The sequence below is a fragment of the Escherichia sp. S10b genome, from assembly GCF_028421345.1.
Taxonomy (GTDB): Bacteria; Pseudomonadota; Gammaproteobacteria; order Enterobacterales; family Enterobacteriaceae; genus ECMA0423.
In genome coordinates this window covers 18,788-33,636 of the sequence record NZ_JAHZSO010000100.1, presented here as the reverse complement: position 1 = coordinate 33,636, position 14,849 = coordinate 18,788, and the positions used below count along the sequence as shown (strand labels likewise).

Below are 14,849 nucleotides of genomic sequence, written 5' to 3'. Positions count from 1 at the left end.
ATACGCCTTTTCCTGGATCATAAAGTGGTAGAACACATTGCATTCAAATCGCGCGGAATGAATAAAGATGTCAGACAACTTCCTCACCGTAACGCATAGTGCTGGTACGGTTGCGCCCATCTTTCTTCGAGCGATACAGACACGTATCGGCTTCGACCATCAATTTATTAAAATCATCGGTCAGCGTTCGGTACGATGCGCGACCACTACCGACGCCAATACTTACCGTGAGATAAAGCGTTTTTTGTTGCCAGGTGAATGGTTGCAGTTCAACGCCTTTACGGATTTTTTCCGCCATTAGCAGACCATCGACAGGATTCACCGACGGCACTGCAACAGCAAATTCTTCGCCGCCCATGCGCGCCACCAGCCCCTTATCACCGACAATCTTCTGAATATGCAGGGCAAACACGCTTAACACTTTATCGCCACATTCATGTCCATAGTTATCGTTAATGCTTTTGAAATAGTCAATATCAAGCAGCATGACCGTCAGATGTTGTGTCTGTTTCAGCGATGGACTTTTCAGCGCCTCATAAAGACCGGACCGTGAGTAAACCTGAGTCAGATAATCAAAGTCGGCTCGCAGCGCAACTTGCTTCATTAGCGAATTGATCGCTGCCACGCTAAAAGAAACCATAATTGGGCATATCGCCATCGTGGCAATACCGAGACGTGCGGAGAACATTTCCGGAATGGAGAACGGCGAACCGACCGAGATATCAATCACCGAATTTGCCACCAGTACGATTTCCACCGCACCGGTGACAAAGGTCAACAGACATGTTACCTGCGGCGTATAGCGCACTGCACACCAGATTAATGCAGGCAGCGGGAACGCCAGACTCCCCGCTCCGCCAATGACTACCGAGGCAATAACCGACACAATAAGCGCGATGGCGGGCATCATCTGTTCTGCTTTAAAGCGCGGCAGCACTCCAGGAATAGCCAACGTCAGCATACAAGGCACGATCAAAACGCCCGTTGAGAATTGCTCACTGAACCAGTCCGCAAGCAAAGGCCAGAAATCCAGACTATCAATACTGACCGAACCAATCGCCCCGACAATAGCGCATAATAATGCGGCAATCAGACAGTAATTAAATAGCCGTAAGGCACTTACTGGCTCATACTTATTTTTCCCCAGACGCTTATCCCGCACGACCAGTAAGGCGACGGTAACAATAAACATCATATTGGAGAAATTGATAACCAGTGAAACCAGTCCCCATTCGGTGGTTATGGCATCATAAACCAGCATCGCCACATAACTGATCGCATAGTAATGCAGTCGATTAAGCCAGACATAGCGGGCAAACACCCCCGCCATTACGCCATTCAGCGGCCAGAAAAGAGAAAGTTCGTGAACCAGCCGTAACTCTGCACCAATAAAATAGAACAGCGTGGTTAGCGCAAAAATAGCGATGCTATTACGTAGCAGATGACCTTCCTGGAACAAACGGAAAGTTGAAATGGGGTGTACATGCATTAATTATCTGTCCATACAATTGCTGGTGGCAATTATCTCAACGTAATAAGTAAATTCTCATAAAGGATAGCATGTTCGCTAACAGCGGCGGCAAATAAAGGTACCCTGGGAATGCTATTTTATCGTTTTCCGCAATTCTCATGGCTGATTCATCTGTACAACCAGCCAGTGATAGATTACCGCCACGATATAACGTTGTTGTTCTTCGCTTAACGAAACACCCTGCGGAATGTTATGCCACTTAGCCAGACAACCGCGACAGCAGGTCGCGGTGGCGTGCTGAGCGATAAACACCGGATGCCCGCGCATGGGGGTTTGCTTACCGTCATTAGCCGGTAATGCCGGAGCAAGACGTTTAGCGACAAAATCCGCCGCATGTTGTTCGATGACTGGCGCGCCTTTCTCCAGGCAATACTGACGCTCTTTCATGCCCAGACGAAAGCGAGAGCGAAATTTTGAACGGGATAAACGCGCGAAGAGTGGATCGAGAGACTGCATTAATAAACCGAACGCCCTAACTGTTTCGTCAATTGTTCAAGGACGGCAATACCCGCAAGCGAGTTACCTGCATCATCCAGTTCCGGACTCCAGACAGCGATGGCCATTTCATGCGGAACAATCGCCACAATACCGCCACCAACGCCAGATTTCGCCGGTAGTCCCACCCGCCAGGCAAACTCCCCCGCGTTCTGGTACATACCACTGGTCGCCATCAGCGCGTTAATTTGCCGCGCCTGCATTGGCGTCACCACAGGTTCATCAATATGAATAGCTTTCCCCTGATTAGCCAGAAAGACAAACGTCCGGGCCAGCTCTACACAGCTCATTTTCAGAGCGCAGTAATGAAAGTAGTTTTGCAGAACGGTTGTCACGTCATGATGGAAATTGCCAAACGACTTCATCAGCCAGGCGATAGCCGCATTTCGCGCGGAATGTTCAAATTCGGAACGCGCTACCACCGTATCGTATGAAATATCAGACACACCGCTTAAGCCGCGCACGACTTCCAGCATACGTTGCCGTGGTGCGCTTAGTCGCCCTTGCAACATATCGCAGACCACCAGCGCACCGGCATTAATGAACGGATTACGCGGAATACCCTGTTCCATTTCCAGTTGCACTAAAGAATTGAACGGTGATCCAGACGGATCTTTGCCGACGCGTTGCCAGATTTCCTCTTCGGAGTAATGACGCATGGCGACAACGAGACTCAGCACTTTGGAAATAGACTGAATGGAAAAACGTTCTTGCGCGTCTCCGGCCTGAAAAAGCTGTCCGTCAACGGTACAGATAGCAATCCCCAATCGGGAACCGTCTACTGTAGCCAGCGCCGGAATATAATCCGCGACTTTACCCTGACCAATGAGCGGCCGCACTTGCCGCAAGATGTTTTCTAAAATTGCATTATCCATGGCGACTGCCACTTTCTACTCCTGGACCGCAGGTCTGAAAAGACCTGCGAGTATATCAGAGCTGAATATGTCGCGTCAGATCCGGTCTTTCCACACCGTCTGGATATTACAGAATTCGTGTAAGCCGAAATGGGAAAGCTCACGACCAAAGCCACTCTTTTTCACGCCACCAAAGGCCACTCGCGCGTCGCTGGCACAATAACCATTGATAAACACCCCACCGCATTCCAGACGTGCCGCCATCTGTCTGGCCTGTGTTTCGTCGGTGGTAAAAATGGTCGCTGAAAGGCCGAACTCACTATCATTAGCCAGTTCCAGCGCATGTTCTGCATCTTTCGCAACGGTGATTGCCGCAACAGGGCCAAACATTTCTTCCCGAAACGCGGTCATTTCTGGGGTAACATTCGCCAGAACCGTTGGCGGATAGTAGTTACCTGCCCCAGCCATCTTTTCCCCGCCCAGTAACAAACGCGCACCCTGCGCCAGGGTTTTCTCCACCTGATGATGCAGCTCATCACGTAAATCAAAACGAGCCATTGGTCCGAGAGCGTTCTCTTCATCACGGGGATCGCCCATTTTCAAGGCTGCCGCAGCTGCCACAAAACGTTCGGTAAATGCAGAAGCAATTCCCTCTTCGATAATAAAGCGTTTTGCCGCTGCACAAACCTGTCCGGTATTCTGATAACGTCCGGCTACCGCCGCTTTAACCGCCAGTTCCAGATCGGCATCGTTAAGCACAATAAATGGATCCGAACCGCCCAGTTCCAGTACGCATTTTTTCAGTGCCGCTCCAGCCTGTGCGCCAATAGCCGCTCCCGCACGAACACTTCCGGTCACCGTGACAGCAGCAATGCGCGAATCTTTAATCATTTGACTGACACCGTCGTTGTCGGCATTCAGCCAGCCATATACGCCTTGCGGGATTCCCGCATCTTTAAACACCTGGGCAATGAGCTGAGCACAGCCCATCACATTCGGCGCATGTTTAAGTAAGTAGCCGTTACCTGCAAGAATGATGGGAACCGCGCCACGCATCACCTGCCATAACGGAAAGTTCCACGGCATAATCGCCAGAATCGTCCCCAACGGTCGATACTCAATAACTGCCTGCTGATTTTCCACCAGCGTAGGTTCCGCCTTCAGCATTGCCGGACCATGTTCTGCATACCAGTCACACAAATTCGCCGATTTCGCCACTTCAGCGCGCGCCTGATTGATTGGTTTGCCCATTTCACGGGTGATCATTTGCGCCATTTCTTCGCTACGGGCGCGCAGAGCCTTACCGATACCACGCAGTTTTTCAGCACGATAATCTATATTTGTCTCGCGCCAGTCGCGAAAGCCTGCTGCCGCCAGCTGAAGTGCGTTTTCGATATCGTTAGCGCCAGCCCACGGCAGCACAGAAAGTTGTTCACCCGTGGCAGGATTTATTGAAATTGCATGAGTTGCCGGAGTAATGGTCATCGGGGTATCTCCTTTATGAGTCATGGTATGAAGATACGCAGATTTACTCTTGCTTTAAAATGAATAATATTAAGCCACTTATTCACGAATCGAGAATATTATGGATCTGACACAACTGGAGATGTTCAACGCGGTTGCCGAAGCTGGCAGCATAACCCAGGCAGCAGCAATAGTGCATCGCGTGCCGTCGAATCTCACTACCCGTCTACGCCAGCTGGAAACAGAACTGGGGGTAGATCTGTTTATTCGCGAGAATCAGCGTTTACGTCTCTCTCCTGCCGGGCATAACTTTTTACGCTATAGCCAACAAATTCTCGCGTTAGTGGATGAAGCGCGGAGCGTTGTCGCTGGCGATGAGCCGCAAGGTTTATTTTCTCTTGGTTCGCTGGAAAGCACCGCAGCAGTGCGCATTCCGGCCACGCTGGCGGAATTCAACCATCGTTATCCCAAAATTCAGTTTTCACTTTCCACCGGCCCTTCCGGCACTATGCTGGAAGGAGTGCTGGAGGGAAAACTGAATGCGGCATTTATTGATGGGCCCATTAACCATACTGCCATTGACGGGATACCGGTATACCGCGAGGAGCTGATGATCGTCACGCCACAAGGTCATGCGCCAGTAATCCGCGCCAGTCAGGTTAACGGCAGTAACATTTATGCCTTCCGCGCCAATTGTTCGTATCGTCGCCACTTCGAGAGCTGGTTTCATGCTGACGGTGCCGCTCCGGGAACTATTCACGAGATGGAGTCGTATCACGGGATGTTGGCCTGTGTGGTCGCAGGAGCAGGCATTGCGCTTATTCCACGCTCTATGCTGGAAAGTATGCCGGGGCATCACCAGGTTGAAGCGTGGCCGTTAGCTGAGCAATGGCGTTGGTTAACAACCTGGCTGGTCTGGCGTCGTGGTGCGAAAACGCTTCCGCTTGAGGCATTTATTCAACTACTGGATGTTCCTGACTCGGCAAAACAGGGTTACCAATGAGCTATTTTTGATAGTTCTTGCAGCTCAAATGCCCTATATAGTGATGTTCCGATGACTTATGACTATATGGGGCAAATATGGTTACGCCAGTAAGCATCAGCAATTACATATCTCTTCCTGATAATTTTCCCGCTCGTAATATTGCACCTCAGGTAAAAGAAGTTTTAAAGGATTTTATTGATGCACTCAGTACCATAATATGTGATGAAGAGTGGCGCACGTTTTTAAACATCAACTCAGCCACAAAAAAGATATTTAACAACCTTGATAACTTATCATATATTCAGAGGACTTCTTTTCGGGGTAACGACACACTATACAATGAAAAGGTTCAGTTTAAACTCACTTATCCCGTCAAGAATGGAAGACACAAAGAAAATATTGAATTTCAGGTAGTAATAAATTTAAGCCCTATTTATTTAGATAATTTTCGCCATGATGGAGAAATTAATATTTTTTGCGCTCCCAACCCAAAGCCTGTCACTATGGGGCGCGTATTTCAGACCGGCGTCGAGCGTGTGCTCTTTCTGTTTTTGAATGATTTTATTGAACAATTTCCAATGATCAACCCTGGCGTTCCCATCAAAAGAGCGCATACACCACATATTGAACCCCTGCCTCCGGATCACCATACCGCTGCAGATTACTTACGCCAGTTTGATTTGCTGGTCCTGAATTTTATCTCTCGCGGTAATTTTGTCATACTCCCCCGATTATGGAATAACTCTGAGGTTCACAGATGGTTCGTCAATAAAGATCCTAACTTGATCACCGCCATTCTCGACATAACGGACAGCGAATTAAAAGAGGATTTATTGCAAAGCCTGATGGATTCATTAGGTTCTAACAAACATGTACTACCCGAAGTCTGCATCTGCTTTTTATCCCTTTTAGCAGAACAAGAATCTCCTCATTTTCAGGACTTGTTTTTCTTTTTCGCCAATATGTTATTGCACTATCACCAATTTATGAATCCCAATGAAAGTGATTTGAATGGCGTGTTGATGCCAGCATCATTAAGTGATGATAAAATTATCAAACATATGGCGCGCAGGACCCTCGAACTGTTTGTAAAAAATGAAACACCGCCAAAAGTTACTCACGAAGACCTGGTGAAAAACAGGCCTCGCTCCCCTGTCAGACCACCTATACCCGCAACCTCCAAAACGCCAGACCTCCCTGAACGTCATTAAACCGTGATGTTACCGACTCTCTGACGCGGAACAGAATCAGCGTCAGAGAAACGGAAAACGCGATCCAGATCACAAATGCATTGTATTCACATCATTAACCGTTTTAAGATCATTTCATCACTTTTTCGCAACTCACCCGATAATCTGTTATGACAACAAACACTGTTTCCCGCAAAGTGGCGTGGCTACGGGTCGTTACGCTGGCAGTCGCCGCCTTCATCTTCAACACCACCGAATTTGTCCCTGTTGGCCTGCTCTCTGACATTGCGCAAAGTTTTCACATGCAAACCGCTCAGGTCGGCATTATGTTGACCATTTATGCATGGGTAGTGGCGCTAATGTCATTGCCTTTTATGTTAATGACCAGCCAGGTTGAACGGCGCAAATTACTGATCTGCCTGTTTGTGGTGTTTATTGCCAGCCATGTACTGTCGTTTTTATCGTGGAGCTTTACCGTTCTGGTGATCAGTCGCATTGGTGTGGCTTTTGCGCATGCAATTTTCTGGTCGATTACGGCGTCTCTGGCGATCCGTATGGCTCCGGCCGGGAAGCGAGCACAGGCATTGAGTTTAATTGCCACCGGTACAGCACTGGCGATGGTCTTAGGTTTACCTCTCGGGCGCATTGTGGGCCAGTATTTCGGTTGGCGAATGACCTTCTTCGCGATTGGTATTGGGGCGCTTATCACCCTTTTGTGCCTGATTAAGTTACTTCCCTTACTGCCCAGTGAGCATTCCGGTTCATTGAAAAGCCTCCCGCTATTGTTCCGCCGCCCGGCATTGATGAGCATTTATTTGTTAACTGTGGTGGTTGTCACCGCCCATTACACGGCATACAGCTATATCGAGCCTTTTGTACAAAACATTGCGGGATTCAGCGCCAACTTTGCCACGGCATTACTGTTATTACTCGGTGGTGCGGGCATTATTGGCAGCGTGATTTTCGGTAAACTGGGTAATCAGTATGCGTCTGCGTTGGTGAGTACGGCGATTGCGCTGTTGCTGGTGTGCCTGGCATTGCTGTTACCTGCGGCGAACAGTGAAATACACCTCGGGGTGCTGAGTATTTTCTGGGGGATCGCGATGATGATCATCGGGCTTGGTATGCAGGTTAAAGTGCTGGCGCTGGCACCAGATGCTACCGACGTCGCGATGGCGCTATTCTCCGGCATATTTAATATTGGAATCGGGGCGGGTGCGTTGGTAGGTAATCAGGTGAGTTTGCACTGGTCAATGTCGATGATTGGTTATGTGGGCGCGGTGCCTGCTTTTGCCGCGTTAATTTGGTCAATCATTATATTTCGCCGCTGGCCAGTGACACTCGAAGAACAGACGCAATAGTTGAAAGGCCCATTCGGGCCTTTTTTAATGGTACGTTTTAATGATTTCCAGGATGCCGTTAATAATAAACTGCACACCCATACATACCAGCAGGAATCCCATCAGACGGGAGATCGCTTCAATGCCACCCTTGCCCACCAGCCGCATAATTGCGCCGGAGCTGCGTAGGCTTCCCCACAAAATAACCGCCACCAGGAAAAAGATCAGCGGCGGCGCAACCATCAGTACCCAATCAGCGAAGGTTGAACTCTGACGCACTGTGGACGCCGAGCTAATAATCATCGCTATGGTTCCCGGACCAGCGGTACTTGGCATTGCTAGCGGCACAAAGGCAATATTGGCACTGGGTTCATCTTCCAGCTCTTCCGACTTGCTTTTCGCCTCCGGTGAATCAATCGCTTTCTGTTGCGGAAAGAGCATCCGAAAACCGATAAACGCGACGATTAAGCCGCCTGCAATTCGCAGACCGGGAATCGAAATGCCAAATGTATCCATCACCAGTTGCCCGGCGTAATACGCCACCATCATGATGGCAAATACGTACACCGAGGCCATCAACGACTGACGATTACGTTCGGCACTGTTCATGTTGCCTGCCAGGCCAAGAAATAACGCGACAGTTGTTAATGGGTTAGCTAACGGCAGTAACACCACCAGCCCCAGGCCAATTGCTTTAAACAAATCTAACATTGGTGGTTGTTATCCTGTGTATCTGGGTTATCAGCGAAAAGTATAAGGGGTAAACAAGGATAAAGTGTCACTCTTTAGCTAACCTTGCATCGCATTGACCAAAACTTGAACCGATTTAGCAAAACGTGGCATCGGTCAATTCATTTATTTGACTTATACTTGCCTGGGCAATATTATCCCCTGCAACTAATTACTTGCCAGGGCAACTAATGTGAAAAGTACCAGCGATCTGTTCAATGAAATTATTCCATTGGGTCGCTTAATCCATATGGTTAATCAGAAGAAAGATCGTCTGCTTAACGAGTATCTGTCTCCGCTGGATATTACCGCGGCACAGTTTAAGGTGCTCTGCTCTATCCGCTGCGCGGCGTGTATTACTCCGGTTGAACTGAAAAAAGTGTTGTCGGTCGACCTGGGAGCACTCACCCGTATGCTGGATCGCCTGGTCTGTAAAGGCTGGGTTGAAAGGTTGCCGAACCCGAATGATAAGCGCGGCGTACTGGTAAAACTTACCACCAGCGGCGCGGCAATATGTGAACAATGCCATCAATTAGTTGGCCAGGACCTGCACCAAGAATTAACAAAAAACCTGACGGCGGACGAAGTGGCAACACTTGAGCATTTGCTTAAGAAAGTCCTGCCGTAAACAAAAAAGAGGTATGACGATGTCCAGACGCAATACTGACGCTATTACCATTCATAGCATTTTGGACTGGATCGAGGACAACCTGGAATCGCCACTGTCACTGGAGAAAGTGTCAGAGCGTTCAGGTTACTCTAAATGGCACCTGCAACGGATGTTTAAAAAAGAAACCGGTCATTCATTAGGCCAATACATCCGCAGCCGTAAGATGACGGAAATCGCGCAAAAGCTGAAGGAAAGTAACGAGCCGATACTCTATCTGGCAGAACGATATGGCTTCGAGTCGCAACAAACTCTGACCCGAACCTTCAAAAATTACTTTGATGTTCCGCCGCATAAATACCGGATGACCAATATGCAGGGCGAATCGCGCTTTTTACATCCATTAAATCATTACAACAGCTAGTTGATAACGTGACAACGTCACTGAGGCAATCATGAAACCACTTTCATCCGCAATAGCAGCTGCGCTTATTCTCTTTTCCGCGCAGGGCGTTGCGGAACAAACCACGCAGCCAGTTGTTACTTCTTGTGCCAATGTCGTGGTTGTTCCCCCATCGCAGGAACAACCACCGTTTGATTTAAATCACATGGGTACTGGCAGTGATAAGTCGGATGCGCTCGGCGTGCCCTATTATAATCAACACGCTATGTAGTTATTGTCAGGCTCTGATCACAGAGCCTGACATCTCCGTAATATCTTCCTCAAGTCTCAAATATTTTCGCCATTGTTGGCGATGAGATCCCGATACCAGTAAAACGACGCTTTACGTATCCGTTCCAGCGTTCCCTTCCCTTCGTTGTCTTTATCGACATAAATCATTCCGTAGCGCTTTTTCATTTCCCCTGTTCCGGCAGAAACCAGGTCAATGCAGCCCCACGGGGTGTAGCCAATTAAGTCAACACCATCTTCAACTACGGCTTTTTTCATTTCCCGAATATGGGAAGCAAAGTAATCAATGCGATAGTGATCGTTCACCGTGCCGTCAGCTTGTCTCTGGTCAACCGCACCAAATCCATTTTCGACAATAAACAGCGGCAACTGGAAATGATCCCAGAACCAGTTGAGTGAATAACGTAGCCCTGCCGGATCAATTTGCCATCCCCATTCGGATGTATCGATATAAGGGTTGCTGACCAAATCTCGTGGTTCAACATAATCCAGTTGCGGGTTATCGGGCGAAAATTGTGTCGTAAAAGACATGTAGTAGCTAAAGCCGATAAAGTCGACACAACCACTGGCAAGAATCGCGTTATCTTCTGGTGTGATATCGAGGTTGAATCCTTTCCTGGCAAAGTAATTCAGCATATGTTGCGGATAATATCCACGAGCATGAACATCAGTAAACCAGTAACGACGATGCATTGCTTTCGTGGCCATCATCATATCGTTGGGTGCACACGTCAGAGGATAGATGGGACACATGGCGATCATACAGCCAATGTTAAATTCAGGATTGATCGATTTTCCAGTCTGTACCGCCAGGGCACTGGCAACTAACTCGTAATGTACCGCCTGGTACATTATTTGTTCGCGCTCATTGATATCTTCCTCTGGCGAATACAAGATACCGGAATTAGTAAATGGACACAGGCTTTCGCTGAAATTCACCTGATTATTGATTTCGTTAAACGTCATCCAGTACTTTACTTTTTCTTTATAGCGCGTGAAGACCGTTGATGCGAAGCGGATAAAAAAGTCGATCAGTTTACGGTTTCGCCAGCCACCATATTTTGTCACCAGATGATAAGGCATCTCAAAATGTGAAAGCGTCACCACAGGTTCCATTCCCTGCTTAAGGCATTCATCGAACAGATCATCATAAAATTGTAAACCCTCTTCATTCGGCTCCTGTTCGTCACCTTGCGGAAAGATTCGTGTCCAGGCAATGGAAGTTCGAAAGCATTTGAATCCCATCTCGGCAAATAACTGAATATCTGTTTTATAGCGATGATAAAAATCAATTGCTTCATGATTGGGATAATTAAGCCCGTCGATAACGCCTTCTGTCACTTCACGCGGCACCCCGTGAGCGCCAGCAGTCATCACATCAGCGATGCTGATGCCTTTTCCTCCTTCATTCCAGCCACCTTCCAACTGATGCGCGGCTACCGCACCGCCCCATAAAAAACCTTTTTTAAATCCTGACATACACAACTCCTTAACTAAAATAGATTACCACCAGACTTCCGCCTGGATGCCGGCCATAAACTCGTCTTTGCTGTTCTCATTAAACTTAAAATTCGATAATTCGTTATCCAGAATATTGATATACGTTCCATAGAAGCGAATTTCTGGTCGTGAACCTAAAATGCTTTCACCCACTTTCAATGCATGCCAGAGTGTCGTTTTATAAGCCGATTCATTTAGTGTTACACCCTGCTGAGTTTTGTTCTGTTGCTTAAACCAGCCTAATTCAAGCCCCGTCTGATTCCATGTATTCCAGATCCAGGCCGGTCTTATTACAGTGCGAATACTGTCAAAATCACTATGAGCACCACTTTCATAACTATAAACATCTTCGCCGTGAGAATAGACAAGCGCGTTAGCCATAATAATATTGTCAGTAAGATACATCTCGCCCTGAGAGATTAAACGCCAGGCGATCCCATTGGTATGATCACCATAGTAATAGCGACCATGCGCCATCGTATTACTGGCATCTGAGAAACTAGCAAAACTGCTGGCATAGGAATTATTGGCAACCTGTAACGTAAATTCATTAAACGTATCGCGTTGCAGGTTTTGCCGTAAAACAGAAGTCAGCATCCAGCTATCTTTCATTTCAAAATAACTGTTGTCATTTTCGTTATCTTGTTGTTGATCCGTTTTATTAGGTGCGGAATATTTAGCCATTAATGATAATGTCGCATCATCCCATAACGGGATATTGCGATAACGAACATCCACAGAATTGGTATTCATCTGGCTGGTACGCGAAAAATCACGAGAGTAAACATCGACATCATCACGGCTTAAGGACATATCAAACAGCCCTACACCAAGTGCCCAGTTTTCAATCCCCACACCCGCGGCGACATCCGTGGTTAAGGTTTTCCAGTCCAGCATCTGGATCTCATATTGCGGGAGTTTATGTTTGCCGACCCAGAAGTCTGCCTCTGGTGCGAAGGGTAAAAAACCTCGCGTTGTCAGGTAAATATCGCTGAACTGCATGATATTTTCATTGGCACTGTCACCAAACCAGGCATCGTTATACTGCTCACCCACGTTGCCATCATAGGTAACGACCGCATTTGCCGTTTTACCGTCCTGATTATAAACACGCTGATTTAAGGTCAGGTCAAACCAACCGCTCATCTCATTACCAAAACGTCCCAGAGAACCCGCTGCATAAGTTTGTGGTGAGCCGTGATTACCAGTACCCCAGCCTGAGCGGAAGTACCCCTGATAGCTGAACCCAATATCATCCTTTATATATTTACTGATATCTTTCAGGGTCACGCTTTCGATAGTGGTTTTGTCGCCTTTACTTTCAATAACGGCAACTTGCTGCGATCCATTTATAGTATGCGCTGCGGTAAACGAGTTCTGTTCACCGTTTTCATTTTTGATGTTATCAGCGACGGGAGATGTCGCTGATATTTCAGCAAGCGAGGCTGATTTATATTTGTTTTCCGTGATGCTTTTTTGTAAGGTCGAAAGTCGGGATTTATATACTCCCAGTTCATTCTGTGTTGCTTTCAGCTCTTGTTTATTTTGCGACAATTCATTTTCAAGCAATTCAAGGCGCTGCTCTATGGTTAATTTTGTTGCCATCGCGTTCAATGGAAACAATGCTGTAATAATAGAAAAAGACAAAAGGCTGACGTTAAGCGTCTTTATATTCATGACTTATCCTTAAGAGTATAATAATTTCCTCCAGCTATCGCACTGGAGGAAAAAATCAGGCATGGAGTTCTTTTCTTAATGAAATAATTTCCCTGGCTAAATCCTGGCATAATATTGCATTCATCAAATGATCCTGTGCATGAATCAGAATTAAATTAACTTTTATTTTGCCACAGCCTTCATCCTGACTAATTAATGCGGTCTGAATCTTATGTGCCTGAAGACAGGCAGATTCAGAACTGGCCATTAGCTGAGTTGCGCCCTGCCAGTCTTTTTGCCCGGCACAACGTATGGCTTCCATCGCGTCAGAACGTGCCTGCCCCGCGTTGACCAGTAACTCCATAACAAGTTCTTCATCTGCAAACATCACAATCTCCTTCCTGGGTAAATGGAATTATACGTTAGTTGTCATGTTATTGACTTTGTTGGCGGCAATAACAAAAGGTAAATAGATCATTGTCGCCACACCTAAACATAAAAAACTAACCAGTAAAGCCAGCCAGTTCCCCCCGGTTCCGAGGAAAGCAATTAAAGGTCCGGGCGTAGTCCAGGGCACGGCATAAGCAACCGGTGGAATAATTTCCATCGAAACAAAGAAGTAACCAATGGCACAGTTAACAATGGGAACCATAATAAACGGCACCATCATGATGGGGTTAAGTACAATAGGAAGGCCAAACATTATCGGTTCATTGATATTGAAAATACCGGGGATAAATGACATTTTTGCCAGATCACGGTATTCCGCACGCTTAGAAGCGATAAAAATAGCCAACAATAACCCCAACGTCATACCTGAACCGCCGCAGTTGGCGAATGCATCATTAATAGAAGTCCAGGTAATCGGATATGGCACGCCCCAGGTAGTGCCATGTTGAGCGGCCCAGGAGAGATTCTCCAGATTAGCCTCAGAAAAAACGGTTTCTCGAATTGCCGATGTGGTATTAGGTCCGTGGATCCCCAGCACCCACAGGAAATTACCCACAGCCCCCAGGATAATTACCGCAAAGATATTCGTTCCCATATGTTTGAGCGGCGTCTGGATTAATGTGTAAATAAGATCGTTTAGTCCTGCCGGGGATATCAGTGTCAGGCAATAATTAAGTGCGGAAAAGAACACCATGACAAAAAAATATTGGCAATAAAACTTTAAATGAACGCGCTACCGCAGGCGGTACAGCTGCCGGCATCGTTATGGTGATTTTTGGGTTTCGAGCTAAGCGACAAAATATTTCACTGGTGATCAATGCAACGATAACAGCAACAAACAACCCCTGCGCGCCGAGATATTTGGTCGTCAGGAATGCTTGCCCATCTATCATCTGATATGGCGTATAAACAATAAAAAATGCTCCTATTGCCGTTAATCCGCATAAAAGATCATCTTGCTCATAGCTAATCGCCATATTCCTGGCGACCAGGAAAGTAATCATAATTGACATGATATTTACAGAACCATTCATTACCGGAGTAAAAATAGCTTGTGCTTTTTCAAGGTTGGGGAAAATGCTATTCAGATGCAGTAATCCGGCAATAAAACCGTCTGGCGATAATATGGCAAAGTTAATTAATATAATTAATGAACTTGCCATGATAATTGGAAACGTAAAAACGAATCCATCTCTCACCGCTGCAACATGTTTTTGTGAGTTTAACTTGATAGCAACTGGAACAAGAAAACGTTCCATTCCACGTTCGAATGAGGCCATTAATCCCATTTTTTTATACCTGTTGTTTTGGATATTTATACATCCCAATAAAGCATGTATGCCATATCCATTTTATG

Annotated in this window: 14 protein-coding genes and 1 pseudogene; 6 read left to right on the top strand and 9 right to left on the bottom strand. The window is 46.9% G+C overall.

Annotation, left to right across the window (positions count from 1 at the left end):
* Positions 1 to 70: 70 nt before the first annotated feature.
* From FTE26_RS08015 to sad, 4 genes are all read right to left on the bottom strand, one after another.
* Positions 71 to 1,489, bottom strand: a complete 1,419-nt coding sequence (locus FTE26_RS08015; protein WP_000558049.1) for a sensor domain-containing diguanylate cyclase — start codon at positions 1,487 to 1,489, stop codon at positions 71 to 73.
* 138 nt (positions 1,490 to 1,627) lie between these two features.
* Entirely contained in the window at positions 1,628 to 1,987 is a 360-nt protein-coding gene (locus FTE26_RS08010; RefSeq protein WP_001191027.1) for a DUF4186 domain-containing protein, read from the bottom strand.
* The gene (glsB, locus tag FTE26_RS08005) at positions 1,987 to 2,913 is read right to left on the bottom strand and encodes a glutaminase B (RefSeq protein WP_000257409.1); all 927 of its coding nucleotides are present in this window, start codon (positions 2,911 to 2,913) and stop codon (positions 1,987 to 1,989) included. The genes FTE26_RS08010 and glsB overlap by 1 nt, the downstream gene beginning before the upstream one ends.
* Positions 2,914 to 2,976: 63 nt before the next feature.
* Positions 2,977 to 4,365: a succinate-semialdehyde dehydrogenase gene (gene sad, locus FTE26_RS08000; RefSeq protein ID WP_001296740.1), complete on the bottom strand. Its 1,389-nt coding sequence runs from the start codon at positions 4,363 to 4,365 to the stop codon at positions 2,977 to 2,979.
* A gap of 100 nt (positions 4,366 to 4,465) precedes the next feature.
* Here sad and ptrR point away from each other — a divergent pair, with 100 nt between their 5' ends.
* The 3 genes from ptrR to ydeA all read left to right on the top strand — a co-directional run bounded on the left by ptrR (position 4,466) and on the right by ydeA (position 7,880).
* Positions 4,466 to 5,347: a putrescine utilization regulator PtrR gene (ptrR, locus tag FTE26_RS07995; protein WP_000366462.1), complete on the top strand. Its 882-nt coding sequence runs from the start codon at positions 4,466 to 4,468 to the stop codon at positions 5,345 to 5,347.
* Between the two features lie 77 nt (positions 5,348 to 5,424).
* The gene (gene yneK, locus FTE26_RS07990; protein ID WP_000258608.1) at positions 5,425 to 6,540 is read left to right on the top strand and encodes a putative protein YneK; all 1,116 of its coding nucleotides are present in this window, start codon (positions 5,425 to 5,427) and stop codon (positions 6,538 to 6,540) included.
* A 149-nt stretch (positions 6,541 to 6,689) separates the two neighbouring features.
* Entirely contained in the window at positions 6,690 to 7,880 is a 1,191-nt protein-coding gene (gene ydeA, locus FTE26_RS07985; RefSeq protein ID WP_000210799.1) for an L-arabinose MFS transporter, read from the top strand.
* Between the two features lie 24 nt (positions 7,881 to 7,904).
* Here the strand turns inward: ydeA and marC are convergent, their stop codons facing one another.
* The gene (gene marC, locus FTE26_RS07980; RefSeq protein ID WP_000885033.1) at positions 7,905 to 8,570 is read right to left on the bottom strand and encodes an NAAT family transporter MarC; all 666 of its coding nucleotides are present in this window, start codon (positions 8,568 to 8,570) and stop codon (positions 7,905 to 7,907) included.
* A gap of 211 nt (positions 8,571 to 8,781) precedes the next feature.
* Between marC and marR the strand changes: the two genes are divergently transcribed.
* Genes marR through marB form a run of 3 tightly spaced genes read left to right on the top strand, consistent with a single transcriptional unit; the run spans position 8,782 to position 9,869 of the window.
* On the top strand, positions 8,782 to 9,216 hold the full coding sequence (gene marR / locus FTE26_RS07975; RefSeq protein ID WP_000843419.1) for a multiple antibiotic resistance transcriptional regulator MarR: 435 nt from the start codon (positions 8,782 to 8,784) through the stop codon (positions 9,214 to 9,216).
* A 19-nt stretch (positions 9,217 to 9,235) separates the two neighbouring features.
* Positions 9,236 to 9,619 carry an MDR efflux pump AcrAB transcriptional activator MarA gene (gene marA / locus FTE26_RS07970; RefSeq protein WP_000091199.1) on the top strand — a complete coding sequence of 128 codons (384 nt, stop codon included), beginning with the start codon at positions 9,236 to 9,238 and terminating at the stop codon, positions 9,617 to 9,619.
* 31 nt (positions 9,620 to 9,650) lie between these two features.
* Positions 9,651 to 9,869 (top strand): multiple antibiotic resistance protein MarB, encoded by a 219-nt coding sequence (gene marB, locus FTE26_RS07965; protein ID WP_000803659.1) that lies wholly within the window; start codon positions 9,651 to 9,653, stop codon positions 9,867 to 9,869.
* 56 nt (positions 9,870 to 9,925) lie between these two features.
* Here marB and FTE26_RS07960 read toward each other — a convergent pair whose 3' ends face one another.
* From FTE26_RS07960 to FTE26_RS07945, 4 genes and pseudogenes are all read right to left on the bottom strand, one after another.
* Positions 9,926 to 11,365, bottom strand: coding sequence for a 6-phospho-beta-glucosidase (locus FTE26_RS07960; protein WP_000012618.1), 1,440 nt, complete (start codon positions 11,363 to 11,365; stop codon positions 9,926 to 9,928).
* A 24-nt stretch (positions 11,366 to 11,389) separates the two neighbouring features.
* Positions 11,390 to 13,063: a carbohydrate porin gene (locus FTE26_RS07955; protein ID WP_001022772.1), complete on the bottom strand. Its 1,674-nt coding sequence runs from the start codon at positions 13,061 to 13,063 to the stop codon at positions 11,390 to 11,392.
* 55 nt (positions 13,064 to 13,118) lie between these two features.
* On the bottom strand, positions 13,119 to 13,430 hold the full coding sequence (locus FTE26_RS07950) for a PTS lactose/cellobiose transporter subunit IIA (protein ID WP_001296721.1): 312 nt from the start codon (positions 13,428 to 13,430) through the stop codon (positions 13,119 to 13,121).
* Positions 13,431 to 13,457: 27 nt separating this feature from the next.
* Positions 13,458 to 14,781, bottom strand: a pseudogene (locus tag FTE26_RS07945) (PTS sugar transporter subunit IIC).
* Between the last annotated feature and the right edge of the window lie 68 nt (positions 14,782 to 14,849).